Raw genomic sequence first — 24,040 nt, forward strand, 5'->3', positions numbered from 1 at the left:
ATAGATTTTAGTATTTTAATTCCACAGGTCCAATAAGTCCCGCATTCAGTAGTTTATCGCTTTTCATTCTATAGGACGCATTGGTCCAGATTCCAGAGAAAGGAGCTTTTCCCATATCATTACCACGTAAGGCATTGGCCCATGTATTTGTAACGATTATCTTAACGATGTTGTCTCCAGTCTTCAAAGCCTTTGTTACATCCACCTCATAAGGTGATGTCCATGCCACGCCACAATCAACATTATTTACGAAGACATGTGCTATATCACATACTCTTCCTAATGATAACGTTGCTTTCTGTCCTTTTAGTATATCACATTTCAAATGAGTTGAATATTCAGCCGAACCGCTATAATATTTTATCTTCTCATTTTCATTGAGACTCCAATCATCAGGAAGTTGAGTATTTAGACTAATTCCGGTAGCACCAAAAGTCAACTTCCAATCACCAGTGACATTCATCACGTTATTATATATTGGCAACTTCTCTAGAGATGTTGACAAGGCGTGATGTGGAAAAATTACGAAAACGGAACCATAAGACGGCAACGTTATTTCTACATTTGCAAGACCGTTATCAATGCTACATGTTGAAGGACTGAAATAAATGTCTTTCTGAGCATCATACAACATACATCCTTTTATATCAGATTGTCGCATAACAGCATTGAATATCATAACGCTATCATGCTGATTACTAAGAAAATAAATATCATCGCCATTTTTTGCCTTTACATGATTAAAAGCTATACCTTTAGGCAGCACAATATCTCGTGGAATTCCAACAGAGTTGAATGCATCATCTGTATAAGGAACATTAATAACAGTAACGCCACTCTGACGAAGTTGCGCTATTCTATCAGCTATAACTTTGGAATATCCCGAGAATGAAGGTGTCATCTTTGCCTTTCCTGGCATAACCAAAACTCCATAGCTTATGCCACCAGGCATTACAATACGCCCATCTACAATTTTAGCATAAAGAAGAGCATCACTATTCATTGAGTCATAATGATACCCTCGCAACGGATTGATCCAATCACTTAGATTCATAATACCTGATGCATGAACTACACCGACAGGACTTTCTTCAAGAGGTTGGTTTTTATTCTCCATGCGTCTACGTTCAGATTCCACACGTTCCTTACCAAACAAGCCCGGAAGAATATCTACAAGACGATCAGGAGTAAACGAACGCGAAGGCATTTCCTCACCGGTAAACACGGCAATATCAACAACGGGAGTGCCACTCTGCAAGAGTTTCTGACATCTATTGATATAATCTACAAGCGCACCAGCCTCATGATACCAAGTATTGTCGCGCTGGAAGAAAAGTCCTATCCCATCAAGCGTCATGCCGGGTTTCCTGTCTGTCCACGGATTATGAGTATCGACATGAAAGAACAACTTATTCATTCCCAAGGCAAAGTTATGATCGAGAAGTGGTTTTATCATTGCTGGAGTTTCATTCCAGACACCTCTTACCTCTGTAAAACCTTCAGCTTGAACGATAGGTTTTCCATATATGTGAGCGCCACTTATTGCATCAAGCATGTCACTAGGTTTATCATGAGTTGGCGAATTCAACCAAAACTCTCCCATTGGCACATCTGAATACTTGTAATGTTCAAGACCATCAGCAACAAACGTAGGCGCAATACTCTCATGACTCACTTTAAGTGCGTGTTTATGTGCATACTTTTCGACTGTTTTGAAAAAGATGTCATTCACAAGATCATTCTGCGTAACTCTTATATCATGCAAAACTCTTTCACTTTCTGCAGCACTCTCCATTGGTATTCCAACCATTACGGGAAGCCAATCCACAAGATTATAACCTCTGCGTGACCTGAACTCTCTTGCAAAAGAGCTTCCCCAATTTTGAGTTCCACATTCCCAACTGTCTACATGAAGATATTTCACAACCGATGAATGTGGGCGTGCAAGAAAAAGAGAATACCAATTACTCAAAAGTTTGTTTATGGAAGATGAAGAGAATTTGTCTACTTCCAAACCTTTACCACCTCCTGCCGTAGCATTCATCTGCCCAGTAGAAGTATGTCCCATGCGCAATATGCGCCATGTTCCTTTTGGAAGTTTCGTAACAACACTATTATTATTCAGTTTTAATCTTATTACTTCTGCTTTCTTTATGCAATCTTTATCAGGAACTTCATCTTGGATTGTCTCTGGAGACACTAACCATGTAAAGCCCGCTTTGCCACGCCATTGTGAAATAACTGGCGATAAACCGAATTTCACATCTTTCAACTTAAAGTTTGGCTTCCATTTGGCAGCATCCAAATCTTCACTGCCAGGTTCTGTTCCATCAGGGCTCCATTCAAGTTTTACAAATCTTGCCGAAACAGCACTTATAGCATAAGTAAAACCATATCCATTACTCTGCCATCCCTGTCGTGCCGGTTGAAGTTGTGAAGCCTGATGATAATCATTCCCATCATCCGACACTATCACCTTAACACGTTGACATTGTATATTGTTTCCAGAAGGAATAATATCTATACTGCGCAGCGTAACCTTTCTACCAAGGTCATAGGTTATCCAACAGGCTTTGGAAGCACTAAAACTGCCATTAGGATTCACAACTACATCATCAGAATGCGACACGACAATAGGTTTAACCTTTGCTGTGTCGTATTTCACTGGCAAAGCAAATGTTGCTATATCCTCATAATATCCCATATAAGCCTCTGGGCGAGCCAATTTTATATTGATTGGCGATGATGAATTGACAGCAACTATCGTGTCACTCCACACAACCTTCTGCATACTTTCAGCAGGAGATATGCAAGGAGAACCGGCTAGTGCAAAACCGTCACAGATATGAATACCCATATCAAGACCTAATGAGTCGGCTTGTGAGAAAGAATAATCGACCATCTCCCAGAATTTAGGCGATAACTGAGTAGCGTCGCCATCAAATTCTGTTTTGTCAGCCTTTCCACGTATCGGCATCAGGTAACAGCCACCAAGTCCGATATCTTTCATTCCCTTTAAGTCTGCATGTATTCCGGTTTTAGAAACCGCACCATACATCCAGTACCAAAAAGTCCAAGGGCGAGAATCCCCATAGACGTAAGCTGCCATCAGAAAGGCAATCAATATAGTATATGATAATCTTCTCATTCGAATTTAAATGTTGCTGTTGTTGACATACTGCCACTGCTCCACACTGGTTGTGCAGAAGGACCGTTGAGATCGGTGCAATTCACCTTGTTTCTGACTGCGGGAATCACTCTCAGCAATGATATTCCTGTTTTCGGCAAAGTATATAGCAGATTATCCCTGCCGTCTCGTGGCTGATAAACTCCGATGAAACTGTTGCTGTCGTTGACTATTCCAACACGTCCTTCGGTTGTTTTAATCTGCATCCATGTCACATTAGAGAAATATCCCTTAAACTCTGGGTATTCAAAGCTCTCTCCTGGTATAGGGTCATTATATTTATTCTGCCATAAATTATATTGAGGTCCCTGCATTCTATTCTGCCATACGCGATAAGGTCCGTCGCCAACCCATTGCTTGCTCTCTACATTTTGTTCTGGATAATCAAACATGATTCCCATCAGGTCAACAACTCCACCAAAGCTATAGCATGCATTCATCTCAACACTTCCACCAGAAAGGAAACGCCATTTCACTTCATTAAGTGAACCGTGATCATATTTCACAGTGAGCACATTGCCTATGATCTGCATACTCTTCAACACACCTTGGTCTTTATAAAGAGTATATTGAGTCTTTTTCTTTTCGGCATCAGTATCATCATGATTATAAAACTGGTCAAAACTTCGATCACTACGTCTTGCTGCTACGAAGCGTGGACCATTTGCAAATGATATATTTCTATCGCCTACAGCTACACCTTTCAATTGTCCGTCAACACGTGAAAATTTATAGGTACGACCTTCTGAACTTATGATCAGATTGTCCTTTGTAGAATCAATCTTGCATGTGTTTACATTCACACGTGCAAGCGTATTTACGTTCTGTTTGAAATCCCACGTAAATAATTCGTTTCCATGATTATCAATAGCCTTCACCTCAATCACGTCCGCTTTCTTCCAACCATCAGGTAATGCCATGTAAGCTGTATCACCAGGATTTACATTCGGAGAGACAAGGTTTCCAGCTGAAATTGTTTTAACATCAGAAGAGCCCAACATCGGCATTGATAAATACTTATACGAGAAATGGCAGTCGCGAAGATTTGTGAAGTTGTAAGTGTTCACAGCCTGCAATTTATTTCCAGACAACGACAACGTAACAGGACTCCACACCTGCTTAACAGTATAATACGAACCTTCTTTCTCGAAATGAGGTCCTACGATTCCATCAGCTCCAAAGTTGCCCATGCAGTCAACCATATTATTTTTGTCTGTACGCACCACTCCCTCATCAGCCAGATCCCATAAGAATCCACCAGCACATCTTGGGTTCGCCATCATCATTTTCCAATAGTCAGCAAGTCCGGCGCCATGGCCTCCATCATAAAGTCCATGCAGAAATTCTGTAGGCATAAATATTTCTTTCTGGCGCATGTATTCCTCTGTTTCGCCATATGAACGATAATGCTTCGTTTCAAATCCATTTCTGTTTGCCCAAGGATATAGCACCACACGCTTTTGAATATCCCAACGTGAGAATTCAGGTTCAAGCTCGTAATTAAATCCCCCTTCATTTCCATTGCTCCAGAATATGATACTTGGATGATTTTCATCGCGTGTTACCATTTCCTTCACAAGCTGCTGACCTATGATAGTCTCGTGAGCATAATGCCATCCACTAAGTTCACTTTCTACATATAGTCCAAGCGAATCACATGCATCAAGAAATTCAGGATCTGCAGGATAATGACTCAATCTCACTGCATTCATGTTCATACTCTTAATAAGTTTCACATCTTCGATATTCTTTGCCTTACTCAAAGTTCTACCGCTTTCTGGACGGAATGAATGACGGTTTACACCCTTGAATATCACCTTTCTGCCATTAATATAAACACCATCTGACTGGCGATATTCAATTGTTCTGAAACCAAACTTCTGTTTCTCACGATGAATCACTTTATTATTTGAGTCCATTAAAGAAAACTCTGCTGTATAGATGTTTGGTGTTTCTGCAGTCCACAGTTTAGGATTTGATGTTTTAAAATCAAAATGTGCTACATCTCCCCTTACTTCAGCCACACTTTCACCAAGTGAATTTATCTTCACCTTAACTTTTGATCCGTTTAGAGCATGATTAATAAAGCAATCTGCCTTAAAAACACCATTCATATCCGCATCAATAGCGACTCGGGAAATATTATAAGACGGTTTAGCAACAACAAAGACGGGGCGGAATATTCCTCCAAAGTTCCAATAGTCTGCACGCCTTTCAGCCATGTTTACCTGTGTGTTAGCACTTTCTTTACTAACCTCTACCTCAAGAATATTTTTATGTTTACCAAAGAAGATACGATCACTGACATCAAAAATAAAGCGATAAAAACCGCCCTGATGCAATCCACTTCCAGCTTTTCGCCCATTAATGGTTACTTTCGCATCTGTCATGACAGCTTCAAACACCAGTTCAATCTGCTTTCCTTCCCATGACTTCGGAAGGTTAAATTCATATTTATAAAGTCCCTTTTCGTTTGCTATACCTTCAGGATTTGGAATACCATAAAAGCGCATGCCATATTGATAAGTTCCAAAGCCTTGCAATTCCCAACAAGACGGAACACCAATCTTTGTCCACTTGCCAGAATTTTGTCCTCCTGTACATAAGAAATCCCATTTCACCATATCGTCACATCCATGTCCCGACAGATACATTCGTTGTGTATCAACATCGCTTTGAGCTAATGCTGCCAACGTAACAAAGAAAAACACTATATAAGTTGCAAACCTTTTCATATCATTACTTAATTTATTATAAGACTCAAAACTCCCGTTTTTGTCTATAACAAAGAGCGAAAAAGTAATGGCAATGATATAATCCATAAATTATAAAAGCAGTAAAAAATCAGATTAAGCTCTTTTCTTTTACTGCTCTATACTTTATATTTTTTCTGTTCCCATCTAGGAATTCGATCTCCAGGATGGTAAATTGAGACTAAAGTTACATCAAAAACCAATGCTTATAAAAATAAGTTGATAAGCCACTGATTCATAAAAACAATTTAAGGAAATGATAAATCTATTGCAAAAATGATATAAATTCGCAATTCATTAAAATATTTGCAGCACTCATCTGTCTTAATCTATAGGAAGCTATTTATAATATAAAAAATGATATGACAAATGATACAACTTTATTTTGCAGTAGGTGCTGTATTCCTAATTTATCTAGTAACGCACTTATTAAGGAAAAAGAGAAAAACTAATAGAATAATATCTATCGACGATAAGAAGTGTGCTCGATGTAACAGCTGTATTACGCACTGTCCAAACGGTGTTCTCAAAATGGAACCTGAGGAAGGAAAGGATATGCATGTAACTGTAAAAAATCCAAATCTATGTACGGAGTGCGAACATTGCATAAAAAGTTGTAACTTTGGAGCCATCAGACTGATTGATAAGATACAATTATCTTCAACACAAGAAAAAATTCAATTTAATAATAAACATTAATATACATACATTATGAAATCTTATTTTAAACATTCACTCTTGCATTTTTTAGGCTTTTTGGGGTTTGCAGCCGTATTTTCTGCTATTGTCATGTTGCTTTGGAATTGGTTGATGCCAACTATTTTCGGGCTTTCATGCATTAACATTTGGCAGGCATTCGGTCTATTGGTTCTTTCGCGCCTACTGTTCGGATCATTTCCTAGCGGTTGGATGGCAAGAAGAGAGATGGCCAGACATCACAGACATCCTTTATATGAGAAATGGGCCGAGATGAACGAGAAAGAACGTGAAGAATTTATTAAAAACAGACACCACGGTTTCCACGGTTATCCTTTTGGACATGGACATTCCCATAGCGAAAACAACAGTGAGCAATAATTCAAACCAAAAGAAACTGAAAGAGTGGATTGCAAAATACACCCCGAGGTTAAAATCGTTTATCAGAGGGCAGATATCAAGTCGTGATGATGCGGATGATATTTTGCAGGATGTGTTTTATCAATTGGCAAAAAACGTGGATAATGCCATGAACCCGATTGAAAACATTTCTGCATGGCTGTATCGTGTCACGCAAAATAAGATCATCAATGCCGAAACAAAAAAGAAGGAAGTAAGGATGCCGGTGTTTCAGGAAGATGAAGACGAAAATGTGCTGGAAGAAATATCGGGGCTACTGTTTCACGAAGTGGAAGACGAAGACTCTCCTGAAACGAAATATCTGCGTTCACTAGTATGGACGGAACTTGAAAATGCTTTGGCAGAATTACCACCCGAACAACGTGAGATTTTTGAGATGACGGAACTGGACGGTATCCCTGTGAAAGAGATTTCCAAAACTATCGGTGTACCGGTCAACACATTGCTTTCGCGCAAACATTACGCTATCGTTTATCTGCGGAAGCGTTTGCAAACAATCTACAACGACTTGATCTCAACATAAAAACAAAAGATACAAGAATTAGGATAATAAAATTAAAACAATTAAGATGAATAGTATCGAAGTTAAAAACTTTACAAAGAAATTCGGTGATTTCATAGCGGTAGACAATATTTCTTTCGAAGTGGAAGAAGGGAGTATCTTCGGATTCCTTGGTCCAAACGGAGCGGGTAAGAGTACCACGATCAATACGCTATGCACCATTCAGGAAAAGACATCGGGCGACATGATTATAAATGGGTTCGACGTAAGCACACAGATGGCGCAGGTAAGAAACAACATAGGCATTGTCTTTCAGGAGTCTACACTTGATGATAAGCTTACCATTGAAGAAAACTTAAAACTGCATTGCGATTTTTATAACGTACCCAAAAAAGAAGTAAAATCACGTATCGACTTTGTACTCGATTTGGTTGACCTTGAACAAAGGCGCAATTCACCGGTCAAGAATCTTTCGGGAGGCATGAAACGCCGTGCCGAGATAGCCCGTGGTTTGGTGCATTTTCCCAAAGTTTTGTTTTTGGACGAACCCACTACCGGTCTCGATCCACAAACACGCTCCAACGTGTGGGAGTATATTTATAAACTGCAAAAAGAAAAGAAAATCACCATATTTCTCACCACACACTATATGGAAGAAGCAGAGATATGCAATAAAATTGCTATTATCGACAAAGGAAAGATCATTGCTTACGACACGCCGTTCAACCTAAAAAAGCAATACACATCAACCGTCATGAGACTGGAATCGGATCAACCCGAAGTGATTGTCGATTTTCTTAATCAGCATCACATGAAATATAAAATGGATGGCGATTTAGTTATGGTCTACATCAATGATTACGATGACTTTCTGCAGATCCTGTCCACCAACAAACAGTATATCAAAGACCTTGAAGTTAAGAAAGGATCACTCAACGACGTATTTTTAAATATTACAGGAAAGGAGATCAGAGAATCATGAGAGCCATTTTAGCCATCTTAAATAGAAATTTATTGAAACTTGTGCGCGATAGAATGCGCCTGTTTATGAATCTATTCATGTCTGTTATCATGCTTTTTGTCTTTTCATTTGTAATGAAGAGCACAGCTACGGGCATTACCAACCCTATGAATTATTTGATTGCGGGTATCATCATCATGACCGTCTTCCAAATTGCTTTGAATAATTCTATGAATATCCTCGATGATATTTCAAGCGGTTTTATGAAAGAAATTCTGGTAGCACCGATCTCTCGTTGGCAGATTGCTATCGGGCATATGTTATCGTCTACCGTTATCTCTGTTATTCAGGGACTTATTATCGTAATCATCGGTCTGTTTATGGGATTAGACCTTGATACAGTTCACGGACTCGGTATGGTTCTCATTATGGTTTTAGCCGGACTCACATTCAGTGCTTTGGGATTATATCTGGCAACAATTACACGCGAATCAAGCAATTTTCAGCTGTTGGTCACTATCATATCATTTCCCCTTACGTTCTTGTCTGGAGCCTACATTCCGACATTTGCGTTACCCAAATTTATGCTTCCCATCGTCCTGATAAATCCCCTGACATACGCCACAGCTCTGTTCCGGGAAGTAACATTGAAAATGGATCATTTATCGGTAGCAGAAATGGTGAAAAGTGGCATAGCGTTTCAAGTGGGCAGTTTCACAATCATGCCATGGATGAGTTTTGTCATAATTATGGTCATTTGCCTTATCTTCCTGATGCTAAGCGTACAGCAATTTTCCAAAGCCGATTTTTCAAGAATCAAAATATTCAAGCACGGGCATTAATAATTGAATTTAAGGACATTCTTAGAAGATTTATTCTCTTGAATAAACACCCAAAGGCTCCTAAAAATGTTTTTAGCAAAATAAAAAGATAGTTACTATTATATGCATGAAAGAATCCCTATAAAATATTGGGATTCTTTCATTTGAAATTTGCTAATTCATTTTGTCGACAAGAAGAAAGCTTACATAGCCACCACACAATAGTAACATAATGAACAAGCAAGAATACTAGTCACAATACAAGTAAAGTTATATTCGTTTTATTTTTATCACTATTTTTTATGCAACCTGTGAAATGCTGCAAATAAAAGCCATATTAGTATTAAAAGCAGAGAACAGACAAGTATGCTATTTATAATCAAAAGCTTAGCAGAACATAAAGTAATATATAATAACAATAGCATTGTTAGTATTCTTAGTATATATCATACCCGATTTCTTTTTTAGCTTCATTAGTTGTTAATTTACAATGTTCTTCGTGTATTTTATTATCATACAAAATAAACTAATATAATGATAAATTCAAAATATATGACATCACATTTTCTTTTTATTTTAGATAATTAATATAACAAAGAGCTACATATACAATCAAGAAGACGCTTGAGCCTTTATGAAAGCAAATTATTTCCCGTAATTAAAAATAAGATCATTATAATAATGACAAAATCAAATAACAAGAAAAACAAAGAATAATTTGGATATTGATAATTTTATATTTAAATTTGTACATGATGTAAAAAATAGCTATATGAACATATCTAAATCAAACATGTATAAAATAACTCCCATGAAAACAAAGCCTTACAAGGATCTTTTAGATATGAGAATCCCCGTAATGTTCGTAAAGACGATTATGAGTCTATTAATTATAAAATACTTGCATTAAAAAACAAGTACAATCACAAAAAAACAAACCATTTACATATGAATTCAAATAATGGTTGCAATATTTGGTATATACTAATTGGGCTACTATTTCTTATTTCAGGAATGATCCAATCAAATAATATATACGCTATAATTATAGCTGCACTACTCTTAATTAGTATTATCGGGGCATTTATATATTTAACGATAAACGGACCTAAAAAAACAGATGAAAAGGATTTTTATATTTCGGAACAAAAAGAATCAGAAGACATTAACATTACTGAGTCAGATAAACAAGCGTGTTTGCTTTTTTTCTCGAACTTTAATCTCACAGAAGGATATACAAGTGAACAAATCAATTATAATATCTGGCTTGCAAAAAAAACAGTATTCTTTAATGAAGATACATCTATTATAGAAAAAGAATCCATCTTGGGAGGAGTACTTATGCTATATAATAAAAATATTCTGCCATCTTTAGACAAATATTTTCTTAGTAACTTTATACAAGCCTTAATAATCAAATTTTTTCCCGACAAGATACTAACTCTTATTAAGAGTCGTATAATAGACGATATGGATGAAATTAAAGATTTCTATTTTATAAACAAAATCAAGGAATCTGCAAAAATTGACAAAACGTTAATTTTTGAGACTGCGAAAATTTATATTAACCATTTTGCCATATCTTCGTTTGAAAGAGATATCAAAACATATTTTATTAGTGATTTTAATCTTCCTGAGCAAAAAAATACACAGAATTATGATAAAGATTATAATATTAGATTAGGTTATTTCATAGAAAAGGCTTTTAATGATAGTAAATCATCTGTCACTATATACACAACTACACAAACGGTACACTCTTATTTAGAAGCAACTAAGGATGCTTGCAAAAAAATAAATGATGATTTTAAATATCTTGGACGATTTAATAATATTTTAGCACTAGCATACTTGCCGCATTATATTGATATAAGAGATAATAAGAAATGTATTCATTTTAATAAAGAAATAGAACGATTATTTAGTATTTCTGATTATCCAACGCTAAATATAGATAAGATTGTTAAAATTTTCAATCTTGCAAAAAAATTAAATGAAACTACTTTGGAAGAAATTCAAGATCCTTTTATAAGAAGTTTATCTCGCTTAGGATATGGCATTATACCAGAAAATTTTACATACGAAAATAAATGCGTTTTATATAGACGAGAGCAGGCTGTATACAGAAATAAAGACATAGAGGATTTTTGTTTGCTCTCAATATTAATAAACAAATTGATGCAAGCTGATTCTGCTACAAATGCAGATTTCTGTCTATTCGACAAAATAATTTCCAGTTTAATTGACAATGTGAATGAACGCCATTATCTTTCTGCATTTATTAGATGGCAGAATACGAAAAAAGTGATTTTGTACAAATCAAGAAAGGATAACATTCAAGAACTGAGCAATGAAAGGAAAAAAATGTTTGGAGAAATCTTGTTCAGATTTACATATAGCACAGGGGAAGTAAGGCCTAAGAGAACATCTGCTATAGCTAATTTACTATTATTATTAGGATTAGAAAATAATAATATTCATGGAAAAATCCACAATTTAATAACTAGCAGAGAGCCCTCTGTAAATGACTTTAAAAACGTCAACAAATTGATTAATAACAAAGAAAAGACTCAAGTAAATATTAATAAAAGAAGACTTAATGAATTAGAAGAAGAAACTCTTTTGTCTCAAAATATACTAGACGAAATATTTAGTCAGAAAGAGGATCTTATTACTAATGAAATGAAAGAACAAGATATAGTCCCTAACAATAAAATATTAGAAATTCTCTCAACATTGCTCTCAAAAGAAATGTGGAGCAAAAAAGAAGTAGATGATATTTGCAAACAAAAAGGCTTGATAACAAGCTCTGTTTTAGAAAAAATAAATGATTACTCATATTCTAAAATTGAAGATTCAATTATAGAAGATAATGGGGAGAATATATTTGTTATACAAGATTATAAAGAACTGTTATTATGAAGAAGATAATAAAGCCAATGGAGCGTGAGGCAATCATTCGCTCACTGAGAAGCGGTATTGTACCAAAAATTGGTCTCCAACATATTCAAGTTGGTAGAGCAAAAGAATTAGACTCATTTATAAAAGACATAACCAACATTGTTGATGGGGGAAATTCTTTTCGATTAGTAATTGGAGAGTATGGTTCAGGAAAGACTTTTTTTTTATCACTTGTCAGAAGTATTGCGTTAGAGAAAGGACTTGTCACTTTAAATGCTGACTTGTCTCCAAGCAAGAGGATTTGTGGTAGTCAAGATCAACCAAAGAAATTAGTTTCTGAACTTATAGCAAATATTTCAACTAGAACTAAGCAAGATGGTAATGCGCTTAGCTACATATTGGAAAGAGTAATCACTTTGGCAAACAAAGAAGCCCAAACCAATAAAGATGACGTAGCTTCTGAAATATACAAAATGCTTAAAGAATTGGAAGATTATTATGGAGGGGAAAGTTTCATAAAGGTTATAGCTTGTTATTGGTACGCATATAATAACAATAATGATGATCTTAAAAGCAAATGCATAAAATGGTTACGTTGCGAATACAAATCTAGAACAGATGCTAAAAAAGATCTCAATGTGAGAGAAATCTTAGCAGACTATACTTTTTTCAATATAATGGAACTTTATTCTGTACTTGTCAGAAAAGCAGGATATAAAGGATTACTTATATGTCTTGATGAAATGGTTAATCTATATAAGATAACAAATTCTCAATCTCGCAAATCAAACTACGAAGAAATACTAAACATATTGAATAATACATATCAAGGTACAATATCAAATATTGGTTTTATTATGAGTGGTACACCAGATTTTCTTACAGATGAAACAAGAGGACTATATAGTTATGAAGCATTAAGATCACGACTGGCAGAAAACAACTTTGCTAAGAAGATTGGAATAACTGATTACAACTCAACGGTACTACGATTAGCAAATCTACATCAAGAGGAACTACTTTTACTATTAAAAAATATTCGCAATGTTTATGCATATGGGAAAAAAGATTCATATCTTGTACCAGATGAAGCTATTATTGCATATATGAAACATTGCAATTCGGTAATTGGTGAAAGTTATTTTAGAACTCCACGAAATACAATAAAGGGATTTATAGATCTATTATCAGTGCTTGAGCAATCCCCCCAAAGCAAATGGGAAGATCTTGTTGAAAAAACAGAAGTTACAGAAGATATAGAATCTGACAATTTAAGTTATTTAATGACGAATGAAAAATCAGATTCTAATTTAAATGAAGAATTTGCGTCGTTTAATATATAAAACGATATGAAACCATCTTCGTTAACATTATTAGATATTAGAATCCAAAAATGGATAGCACGACAAGGTTGGAATTCTCTTCGAGAAATACAAGAGAATTCCATACCACCTATATTGAGAAAAAATTGCGATGTAATCATTAGTGCTTCTACAGCAGGAGGAAAGACTGAGGCCGTCTTTCTTCCTGTAATAAGTCAAATTCTCAAATCAAAAAGGAACAATGGATATCAAGTTTTGTACATAAGTCCATTAAGAGCTTTAATAAATAATCAGTATGAACGGTTAATAAAAATGGTTTATGGATTAAACATACCCATAACTTCTTGGCATAGTGATGTACCAAATAATATCAAAGTAAAATCCTTAAAAAATTCTGATGGAATTCTTATTATAACACCAGAATCTTTAGAATCTTTTTTAATAAATCGTAAGGATGAAGCACATAATTTATTCAAAGCAATACAGTATGTAATTATTGATGAATTACACACATTCATAGGGAACGAGAGAGGGATACAATTACAATCTCTGTTGTCAAGAATTGAACATTGTCAGCAAAGAGTGATACCAAGAATTGCCATGAGTGCAACATTCTCTGATTACAATTTCGTTAAAAAATTCTTAAGAAACGATAGTATAATACCATGCGAGATACCATCAAAAGGCGATGATTCTCATCAAATGATGATAATTATTAAAGAATATACAACCAAAGATCATATCTCATATATTAAAAATATCACTGAAGATATATTCAAAAGACTTAGAGGTAGTAATAATCTTATTTTTACAAATAGCCGCTATGATTCTGAAAAATATGCATCATTATTATCAAATATGTGTAAAAGACTATTTATTCCAGATGCATTCAGAGTTCATCATGGTAGTTTAAGTAAAACCATACGAGAAAAAACAGAAAAAGATTTACAGAATGGTTTGTATCCCATTTCTGTCTTTTGTTCTTCTACATTAGAACTTGGTATAGATATCGGCAAAATAGAATCTATAGCTCAAATTGAATCAATAAATTCTGTATCTAGTCTAATGCAAAGGCTGGGACGCTCCGGACGAGCAGGAGATTCTTCCAAATTAAGAATATATTCTATTGATAGAGGTAACAATATTATGTATTATTTACGTAGTAATCTTGTCCAAAATATAGCAGCTGTAGAACTCACAAAAGAAAAACATTTCCAAAGCCCAGACATTTCTGGTTATCACTTTTCAACTCTAATACAACAGATAGTTGCTATTATTGGGCAATTTGGTAGCTTTCATCCAAAGAATGGATGGAAGCTCCTTTGTCAAGAAGGCGCTTTTTGTAATATCTCAGCTAAACTTTTTTTGGAAATTATAAAGTCTTTAGCAAAAAATGATATTATATCACAAATGAGAAATGGTCAAATTATTATTGGTTCAAAAGGAGAGAGTATTCTTAATAAGAAAGATTTTTATTCCGCATTCAATAGCGATAAAGGATACATGGTTATAAATAAGAATAATACAGTCCCCATTGGTTATATTAAAGAAGATCCACAAGTAGGAAACTCTATTATTTTAGCAGGAATAAGTTGGAAAATAGAATATATAAACTATAGGAATAATAAGGTTTATGTAACACAAAACGGACTAGGAAATATAACACACTACTCTGGGAGTCTCGTTCCCAAAGACAATATTATCATACAAAAGATGCGAGATATATACTTATCGGATGAAATATATCCGTACCTTGATAAAAATACTAATACTCCCAAGCACTTATTAAGAGCACGCTCTTTTCTTAAGAAAATTGGACTGGATAAGAGTTCTATAATACAATACCGCACTAAAACCTATATTTTTACTTGGGCAGGCGATAAAATTAACAAAACGATCTACTTAATGGCTAAATATTATTTAGATAAACGCATTAGCTACAATCATTTATATATTACAGACCTCAAAATAAATGATATAGAATCAATTATTAGATTTGGTAAAGTAGATGCTATTGAGTTAGCAAATCTTATAAACCGAGGAGCTAAAGAAAAGCAAAAATACGACTATCTACTTTCTGATGAGCTTTTGAATATTGAATACGCAAATACTTATTTAGATATAGACCATGCTTGGGAAATATTAATAGAACTAAATAGTTATATAATTTTAAAGATGCAATAAATACAAACTAAAAAACACAATTGAATTTCCCTATCATTTCTCTTGTTTTTAGCTACGTGAGCTTCGGATCCTCTCTCAAAGCCCATAAACAGAGGCTTTGACGATACGTAGCTGGTAGGATTTAGCTACGATAGCTACGTTTTAGCTACGGCAACTTGGATTATTTGGAGGATGGAATGTATTTCATAATTGAATTTGTCAAAGAAACGTTACTGCATCTGAGGGACTGAGGATGGATACATAGATTCAGTAAACGAAAACAGAATTTTCAAGCTTGATTAAACGTTCTGCCGAATTCCACTGAATTCTCTGCAAAGATACTTCAAGATTTTTATCCATGCAATGAAATCAAGTTTGGGCAGTTAGCCAAAGTTTCAATTACTGGTGCTACACATAATAACACATGCGCATACGCACACTTTGGATTTTTCAAAAATACCAGCGTCGAAATGTCTATCCGTTGAATATCAACTTGTTAGACTTCTTTTCGAGAATAATCAAGTGACGAAAATGTGTCAAGCAAAAATCTAATTGAGTACTTTTCATAATCTTCTAATACAAATTTTTGCGGAAAACTAAATTGCGTTTCGTGTTACTTTGCCGAGTGATAAGGCCCTTATCACTCCCCAAAACAACGTAAATCGCAATGCATTTCTTCGTAAAAAGCATGATAAAATTTGAGGCTTCTTCGTCATATCACCGTCATCATATATTATTAAAAATGACAGATAATATATTGATATTCATTATGTTGACACTTCGACACTAGTATTTTTAAAAAGTCCTAAGTGCGTGCGCGCACGTACATAATATATAATAGAAATAGACAACGTAGCTAGAACGTAGCTTTCGTAGTTAAATTGACCTAGCTACGTATCGTCAAAGCCCCTGTTTATGGGATTTGCGAGAGAATACGTAGTTCACGTAGCTAAAAAGCACGAAAAACGTAGGGAAAGCCCCCTAAACATACAAAAATCAAATCGACACAGAGAAATTTAAGCCAAAAATAATATGCTACACTACATTATATGTAGATACGAGTATAACTGTTTGCAATGCGCAATATAGTAATAAATTACACAGAAAAAGATGTTTTTTTCTTTTACTATGCATTTTTTTACTATCATAGCCTCATATCAAAGTGAATGGTTAGTTATGCTGTAGCTACATAACTACAAAACAACATACCTGCATTTTATTATTTTTTGATAATCATTTTTTGATAATCGCAATAAAAGTACTATATTTGCGGAATCAAACAAGAAACAATTATGTTGAACAACCCTTTCATAACAAATGGATATGCTGGTCCTGAGTATTTTTGTGATCGCAAAGATGAAACAAGAAAAATTACAGACCTGTTAGTCAATGAGAATAATCTTGCCCTTATGTCGCCTCGACGTATTGGCAAGACTGAACTTATAAATCATTGTTTCAACCAACCTGAGATAAACCAAAACTACTATACTTTTATCATCGACATCTATTCCACATCTTCTGTTTCAGACCTTGTTAATGTATTTGGTAAAAGTATTATAGACGGACTACGTTCAAAGGGTAAGAAAGTCTGGGAAAAATTAATCCAGACATTAACGTCTTTGCGCTCTGAAATTTCATTTGACATCAATGGTCTTCCCGTATGGAGTGTTGGTGTTGGAGCTATAACAAATCCAGAAGTGACTTTAGACGAGATATTCACTTATCTACAGCAAGCAGATAAGCCTTGCCTTGTGGCAATAGACGAGTTCCAGCAGATAACATACTATGGCGACAATAGAATCGAAGCACTTTTGCGTACATATATACAAAGATGTACAAATGCACATTTCATATTTTCTGGCTCACATCGCCACCTAATGGGAGAGATATTTGTATCACCGTCACGACCTTTTTATCAGAGCGTTACACTAATGAATTTAAAAACACTAACTGTTGAGAAATATAGCGAATTCGCATCTAAGAAATTTGAGGAACGCAACAAACATCTAGAAGTAGAAATAATAAAAGAATTATTCAATAGATTTGAAGGCGTCACTTCCTACATACAACGTGTAATGAATGTACTGTTTCTTAAAACTCCTCAGAACGGTACATGCTCAAAAGATATGCTTGATGATGCAATAAACTATATCTTAGATATGTCATCAGACACCTACGAAACCATATTGCGACAAATGGCAGAAAAGCAGCGTAACACGTTCCTTGCCATTGCCACTGAAGGTAAAGCCAGAAATGTTACAGGCGGATTTTTTTCAAAGAAATATCACCTACCATCACCAAGTTCGGTAAATTCTGCGATCAAAGGATTATTAGAGAAAGATTTTATCACACAGAATGATGGAGCATATTCTGTGTATGATCAGTTTTTCAGCCTATGGATAAAGAAATTTGTTTTAGGCAATACAGCTCTTTAAAAAAAATTAGACTATGAAAAATATCTTTTATATATGGACGGTTTCTTATAGCCTACTAATAATGGAATGGAATAGAATGTATGTAGGCAGAGAACTTCCTCGATGGCATTAAGTAATAAAAAGCAAAAACCTTATTTCTTCACGTTTAGGTACACCTTTAAGGCATCCACATAATCTTCAAAAGCCTGTTTACCCTTGCTAGTCATGCGACATAAAGTGCGCGTTTTCTTTCCTTCAATAACTCTTTCTGTTGAGATATATCCAGCAGCAGATAATTTATCTAATTGCACACTTAAGTTACCGGCTGTAGATTCTGTCTTTTTTCGCAGATATACAAAGTCGGCTTCATCTAATGACATTAGAATAGAGACAACAGCAAGTCGTAGTTGGGAGTGTAGTAGTGGATCTAATTCCCTTAACATGCCTTGTTCTCCTTTCTTTTAAGTATATGACCAGGGATTGCCATCATTATTATAAATGATAAACCAAACATAAGATGCCAAGATATATTTGGAAGTATATTTAAATATAGAGCTGTGAGCATATACAAACCGAGACCAATTCCAACAAATGGAAGATAGGCTATCCATTTATTCTGAATAATTATTCCTGTGATTGCAACTCCTATACCAACATAGATAGCTGATAACGGCATCATTAAATCTAGCGAATTATATCTTCCATAGATAAAGCCGATGCAAAGAATAACAGCAAATGTTACAATAAACATAGAACCCATAGCATACCAGACATGATCAATAACTTTATTGATGTATGTCATTACTGTTGGACGCTTGCGATGGTTCAAGACTTCCATGAATATCCAAAATACAAACATTAGTAACCACAGAAATCCACAACTTTTCCATCCTGTCAACTGAAACACAGAATATATTACTATAGACAATGCTGCAGTGAAGTATCCCCAATATATGAAATGGTTACCACTTCCTATTTCCATATATTCCTTTGTAGATTGTATCATTTGAGAAATAAGTTCTAAACTCTCTTTCTCGTCTATATTCTTTTCTTCCATTATAGTATATTTGTTTGCAAAATTATAAAAACTTCTGTAAAATAGTTCCTTAGACTGTCTTTTTATTGGGTAATATTGTAAATAGTCATAGTTTCTTAGACATTCTTGCACGATCTTCGCTAGAACTATTTTCGACCCTTCTTGATATTATTTTACTACCCTTATTAAAATTATATGTTAATGATAAACTTATCAATCTACCTGTTGATCCCATTAAATTTCTGCTTTTAATGGAGTATTCACTAAGTTCGGATTGATATCTCGCAGATTCGTTTAGTATATTATCTATTCCTGCTGCCAGCAATATTTTATCTTTGGCAAATGTCTTTTTAAGTTTAAAGTTTATACTGTTGCTTGATTTTATTGAACTATTGCCCGAGTACAAACGATTGTGCATATCATATTCAATTTCTGCATCGTATTTGTAAGGAAGGTGCATGTTAGCTACACAATTAATAAACACCAGATTGTGATTACTATAATTATCTTTAGCTGTCATTTGTATGCATTGTCTGACCATAGTCAAATTGGTGTTTAAATCAATAAACTTGCCAAATTGAAACGGTGCATTTATGTTTATAAACCAATGATTCTCACGATTGTGATTTTCATAAGTTATATAAGATACATTTTGATCTTTCGAATCTTGCTTTGCAAATTCTCTTATCAAATCAGTATATAAATCGCATCCTATGGTTAGCGTATATTTATAATCGTGTATAAGTGTTGCACTTATTCTGTTTATGTATGAAGGCTTCAGATCAGGATTACCTATCTGATATGAATATTGCGACAATTCTATACGGTTTGGATTAAGTGCATCAAAAGCTGGTCGTTCTATCTGCCTAGCATATCTCATTGAAATCATCCACCTTTTCATTTCGTCAAATGAATATCCAAGAATGACATGAGGGTATATGTTAGAATAGTCTTTTTTCATATTGACATTTTTATTTGTTGTCTTGGTATTTTCAGCTCTTAATCCCGCTATTATTTGCCATTGCTTTATCTCGGTATTAATTTCGGCATAAGCAGCAAATATATGCTCGTTGTATCTTGAAGAGTAATTATAATCTAAAATATCTTTCCACTGATTATCAACAAAGGATTGATAACTATTGTCATTGATCATTTGTGTTGTTGTGAACTTTATTCCTGTAAGTAATGCCGTCCCGCCAGTTAAAACCTTCTTGTAAGAAACATCTGTGGAAGCAATATTGTATGTTGATGAAAGATTACTTCTGTAAGTAGAATCTCGGTTGTTCCATAATAACATGAGATTATATAAATTATGATTTACTGATTTCTTCTTAACATAATCAACCATTATTTTAAACATAGAACCGTTATTATCAAATTTTCTTTGATAATTTAGTGAACCAGATAGCATATTGAATTTCATTCTCTGAGAATATTGTGCATTGCTATTTTGTATATCATTATTGTATGTCAGATATGAACAACTATTTGTGTTCATATCAGTATAATCGTGAAAATACCCAAGCTCAGCGCCAATTGTTCTCAATGAATCAATCTCATAAAACATACCTGCACTTATATTCTGATTATTAGCCGGCGTATTTACGTCACCGAAACTTGAATAATGGTTTATATTGTCTCTGTAATAACGTGTCCCCAATATTGAACCTCTGTCGCTTGTTGTCCATGAACCAGAACCAAATGTATAAAAGTCTAATTTATGTTGATGCATATTGTAGGAATATGAAGGACGCATTGCAAAACTTTTATCAGATGCCATTCCTTTAACAGCTATGCTACCTTGATAGTCATCTGTGTGTTTATGTCTGAGTTTTATCTTGATAATGCCACCCCTTGCATCTGCGTCATAACTGGCTCCTGCAACAGGGAAAACCTCTATACTTTCTATATCCTTAGAACTTAAACTTCGAATATAAGATATTAGATTGTCTCCTGAAAGTCTAATTTCTCTATCGTTTATAAATACTTTTGCACCACTGCTACCATTGATAGTTATATCTTTGCCGTTTAATGCTATGCTTGGAGTCTGCCTAAGAAGCTCTTCTCCATTTTTATTTTCATTAATCGAAATAATCTTTATAAATTTATCTGCTTTACTTATGATACTCTGTGATTTAACAACGACTTCCTTAAGTTGTATTGGTTCTTTATTTAACGTTGTCATATTCGTGGAATCCGTTTGTGCATTGCATGGCAATACACAAACAACAAATCCTATTATGAGATTATGCGTCATCATCTGATTGTCTTATTTTATCGTTAAAGGATAGAAAAGCTTTAATTTTATGGCTTCGCTACTTGAATTCTTTGAGTTGCTAACTGTTATTGTTTTCAAAACAAATCCTTCTGTCGGAATACCTTTTTCATCCTTGTCTATATTATAGTTACCATTTTCATCATGAAAAGCAGATAGCTTATATGTGCCATCTTCAATATCTTTGAAAACGAAATTACAAGAGTCATTTGTAATCTCTTTCATATTCTGATATGTAGCATCTTTACCAACAGGTTTAATCATGATGAGTATCTTTCCTTTGCTGCTACGTATACCTTTAATTGAAATAGTAAGATTGGCTCCATAAGTTAAGCACGATACTGCTGTTAATACTAAAACTGATAAAATAAATCTTTTCATGTCTGTAGTTATTTTAAATAATTAAACAATACAAATTGGTTTATAAAATAAACCATTCGCCATAAAAAAGAAAGGCGAACTGACGCCTAACTGTTATATCATGATGCAAATATAAATAGGTTTATAAAATAAACCAAATAATAATAAATTATTTAGCCTTGTTTAACAATGAAAAAATAATCACTTGAAGTTTTAAAGGGTTGAAACTTTATTTTTCAACCCTTACTATTTTCTGTTGGCAGTTTTTATTTATGATAAGCGGAACATTCTCAACAACAACATTACTGGTATCCAAACCCAACCAATGTTGCTCAGGAATAGCCATGTGACGAGCTAAAGCGTATAAGTTCATAACGAATTGCTCAAACGAACTTACACTACTTGCCGGATAGAAGATACGATGAATAACAACAAAGCAGAAATCGCCAAGTATGCCATGCTGACGCAATGACGGATATCCACTTGTGATGCTTACTTCATTACGCTCGGTCATATCATGTATTATCTGACGCAAAAACTGACTAACAAACGGTTGGACACGGAATCCTATCTTAATGCGGATATTAAAAACAGTATCCTCAAGCAATGTGTCTACAGTATATTCCAACGTCTGAGGCTCATCAACCATGTCAAGATGTATCAACCAATAATGGTCGGCACGCTTGGGTTGCTTGCGCAATATTGAATATATAAGTTTATCTTCAACTTCATCTTCCTTTTGTGCCCAGTTAATAAACACTAGGTTAGAGGCATATTTTGCAATGGTCGTATCCGCTTTCAAATCCTTTATTACTGGTAGGTAATCCTTTATCTTAACCAGTTTCAGATTACGCTGACGAGTTTTAGAAGCCTTATACCATACCATCATTATAATGAAGAAGAAACTAGCTATGAGAAGAGTGAACCAACCTCCACGCATGAATTTAGCTACATTAGCCATAAGGAAACAACTCTCTATTGTCATGAATACCACCAAAAAAGGTATGGCAAATATCCTTGTAACATTTCCATGCCACAGATATACACCGAGAAGGATTGTTGTCATCAACATTGTTATTGTTATAGACAATCCATAAGCAGCCTCCATATTATCCGAAGTCTGGAATAATATTAACGTGAATACACAGAAACAAAAAAGGAAATTGTTTACCAACGGTATATATATCTGTCCCTTAAAATTTGTGGGGTGCTTTATTTTCAGACGTGGCCAGAAGTTAAGATTTATAGCTTCACTAAATATTGTATAGCAACCGCTTATAAGAGCCTGACTGGCAATAACAGCAGCCATGGTAGCCATAACTATCGCAAAGACTAGGAAATCCTTTGGTATGATAGCATAAAAAGGATTTATTCCATTCATGTCATTACCTATCCTACTTATAGCCCAAGCACCCTGACCAAGATAATTAAGTATCAGCATAGCCTTAACATATATCCAACTAATGCGGATATTCTTGCGACCACAATGTCCAAGATCTGAATAAAGAGCCTCAGCTCCTGTAGTACATAGGAAAACAGCACCAAGAATAAGACTTGTCTCAGGATATGCCACTAATACATGAATGGCGTAATAAGGATTAAAGGCTCGGAAGATGTCTAAGTCATAATGAATATTCATCACACCAAGAACACCCAACATCAAGAACCAAAAGAACATTATCGGACCGAAAGAACGACCGATAACACTTGTACCAAACCGCTGTATCAAAAACAAAATGGAGATGATACCAATACATATCGGCAGCACAGGAGTTGACGGATTTATAACTTGCAATCCCTCTATGGCAGATGTAACGGTAATAGCCGGAGTAATTATACCATCGGCAACAAGCGTCGCTGCACCAATAATGGCTACAACATAAAGACTTTTCCAACGGTATTTATGCAAAAGAGCATAAAGAGCCAAGATGCCTCCCTCTCCATGATTGTCTGCACGAAGCGCAACAACGACATATTTTAGTGTTGTCTGGAGTGTCAATGTCCAAATAATGCACGAAACAGCACCTATAATGAAATTGGCATCGTAAGTAGGATTTGCCCTTATTATGGTCTTCATAACATAAAGCGGGGACGTTCCTATATCACCGAATACAATACCGAGAGTTACAAGTAGCCCCATCATTGTAATGCGACTACTTAAACTGCTTTTACTATTATCCATATAAAATATCAAAATTGATGGCGCAAAGATATACTAATTCCCAACAA

The 24,040-nt window shown here is 34.8% G+C and carries 16 protein-coding genes; 9 read left to right on the forward strand and 7 right to left on the reverse strand.

All coding sequences use genetic code 11. From position 1 onward, the window contains the following. Positions 1-7: 7 nt before the first annotated feature. Both B045_RS0104360 and B045_RS0104365 read right to left on the reverse strand, forming a co-directional pair. Positions 8-3,148 carry a glycosyl hydrolase gene (locus B045_RS0104360; protein ID WP_044067609.1) on the reverse strand — a complete coding sequence of 1,047 codons (3,141 nt, stop codon included), beginning with the start codon at positions 3,146-3,148 and terminating at the stop codon, positions 8-10. Then, entirely contained in the window at positions 3,145-5,922 is a 2,778-nt protein-coding gene (locus B045_RS0104365; RefSeq protein WP_025883924.1) for a glycoside hydrolase family 2 protein, read from the reverse strand. The genes B045_RS0104360 and B045_RS0104365 overlap by 4 nt, the downstream gene beginning before the upstream one ends. 387 nt (positions 5,923-6,309) lie before the next feature. Between B045_RS0104365 and B045_RS15840 the strand changes: the two genes are divergently transcribed. The 9 genes from B045_RS15840 (at position 6,310) to B045_RS0104410 (ending at position 18,161) form a co-directional block, all read left to right on the forward strand. After that, entirely contained in the window at positions 6,310-6,639 is a 330-nt protein-coding gene (locus tag B045_RS15840; protein WP_018463054.1) for a 4Fe-4S dicluster domain-containing protein, read from the forward strand. 210 nt (positions 6,640-6,849) lie between these two features. Continuing rightward, positions 6,850-7,017, forward strand: a complete 168-nt coding sequence (locus tag B045_RS15490) for a hypothetical protein (protein WP_205619109.1) — start codon at positions 6,850-6,852, stop codon at positions 7,015-7,017. Next, a complete protein-coding gene (locus B045_RS0104380) occupies positions 6,980-7,579 on the forward strand; it encodes an RNA polymerase sigma factor (RefSeq protein WP_044067611.1) in 600 nt (199 codons plus the stop codon). The genes B045_RS15490 and B045_RS0104380 overlap by 38 nt, the downstream gene beginning before the upstream one ends. A gap of 46 nt (positions 7,580-7,625) precedes the next feature. Beyond that, on the forward strand, positions 7,626-8,540 hold the full coding sequence (locus B045_RS0104385; RefSeq protein ID WP_018463057.1) for a daunorubicin resistance protein DrrA family ABC transporter ATP-binding protein: 915 nt from the start codon (positions 7,626-7,628) through the stop codon (positions 8,538-8,540). Beyond that, the gene (locus B045_RS0104390; protein ID WP_018463058.1) at positions 8,537-9,361 is read left to right on the forward strand and encodes an ABC transporter permease; all 825 of its coding nucleotides are present in this window, start codon (positions 8,537-8,539) and stop codon (positions 9,359-9,361) included. The genes B045_RS0104385 and B045_RS0104390 overlap by 4 nt, the downstream gene beginning before the upstream one ends. Before the next feature lie 927 nt (positions 9,362-10,288). Continuing rightward, the gene (locus tag B045_RS0104395) at positions 10,289-12,262 is read left to right on the forward strand and encodes a tellurite resistance TerB C-terminal domain-containing protein (protein WP_018463059.1); all 1,974 of its coding nucleotides are present in this window, start codon (positions 10,289-10,291) and stop codon (positions 12,260-12,262) included. After that, the gene (locus B045_RS0104400; protein ID WP_018463060.1) at positions 12,259-13,584 is read left to right on the forward strand and encodes an ATP-binding protein; all 1,326 of its coding nucleotides are present in this window, start codon (positions 12,259-12,261) and stop codon (positions 13,582-13,584) included. Before B045_RS0104395 ends, B045_RS0104400 begins: the two co-directional genes overlap by 4 nt. A gap of 6 nt (positions 13,585-13,590) precedes the next feature. Continuing rightward, the gene (locus B045_RS0104405; protein ID WP_018463061.1) at positions 13,591-15,747 is read left to right on the forward strand and encodes a DEAD/DEAH box helicase; all 2,157 of its coding nucleotides are present in this window, start codon (positions 13,591-13,593) and stop codon (positions 15,745-15,747) included. Positions 15,748-17,018: 1,271 nt separating this feature from the next. Beyond that, a complete protein-coding gene (locus tag B045_RS0104410; protein WP_018463062.1) occupies positions 17,019-18,161 on the forward strand; it encodes an AAA family ATPase in 1,143 nt (380 codons plus the stop codon). A gap of 131 nt (positions 18,162-18,292) precedes the next feature. Here the strand turns inward: B045_RS0104410 and B045_RS0104415 are convergent, their stop codons facing one another. The 5 genes from B045_RS0104415 to B045_RS0104435 all read right to left on the reverse strand — a co-directional run bounded on the left by B045_RS0104415 (position 18,293) and on the right by B045_RS0104435 (position 23,993). Further along, complete coding sequence (locus tag B045_RS0104415) at positions 18,293-18,583, reverse strand: winged helix-turn-helix domain-containing protein (RefSeq protein ID WP_025883911.1); 291 nt, start codon at positions 18,581-18,583, stop codon at positions 18,293-18,295. After that, positions 18,577-19,197 carry a hypothetical protein gene (locus tag B045_RS0104420; RefSeq protein WP_018463064.1) on the reverse strand — a complete coding sequence of 207 codons (621 nt, stop codon included), beginning with the start codon at positions 19,195-19,197 and terminating at the stop codon, positions 18,577-18,579. The genes B045_RS0104415 and B045_RS0104420 overlap by 7 nt, the downstream gene beginning before the upstream one ends. 85 nt (positions 19,198-19,282) lie before the next feature. Beyond that, positions 19,283-21,436, reverse strand: coding sequence for an outer membrane beta-barrel protein (locus B045_RS14245; protein WP_081618588.1), 2,154 nt, complete (start codon positions 21,434-21,436; stop codon positions 19,283-19,285). 9 nt (positions 21,437-21,445) lie between these two features. Then, on the reverse strand, positions 21,446-21,832 hold the full coding sequence (locus tag B045_RS14250) for a DUF2141 domain-containing protein (protein ID WP_018463066.1): 387 nt from the start codon (positions 21,830-21,832) through the stop codon (positions 21,446-21,448). Positions 21,833-22,040: 208 nt separating this feature from the next. Then, the gene (locus B045_RS0104435; protein ID WP_018463067.1) at positions 22,041-23,993 is read right to left on the reverse strand and encodes a KUP/HAK/KT family potassium transporter; all 1,953 of its coding nucleotides are present in this window, start codon (positions 23,991-23,993) and stop codon (positions 22,041-22,043) included. Positions 23,994-24,040 lie beyond the last annotated feature (47 nt).

The sequence above is a fragment of the Segatella paludivivens DSM 17968 = JCM 13650 genome, assembly GCF_000373185.1.
Taxonomy (GTDB): Bacteria; Bacteroidota; Bacteroidia; order Bacteroidales; family Bacteroidaceae; genus Prevotella; species Prevotella paludivivens.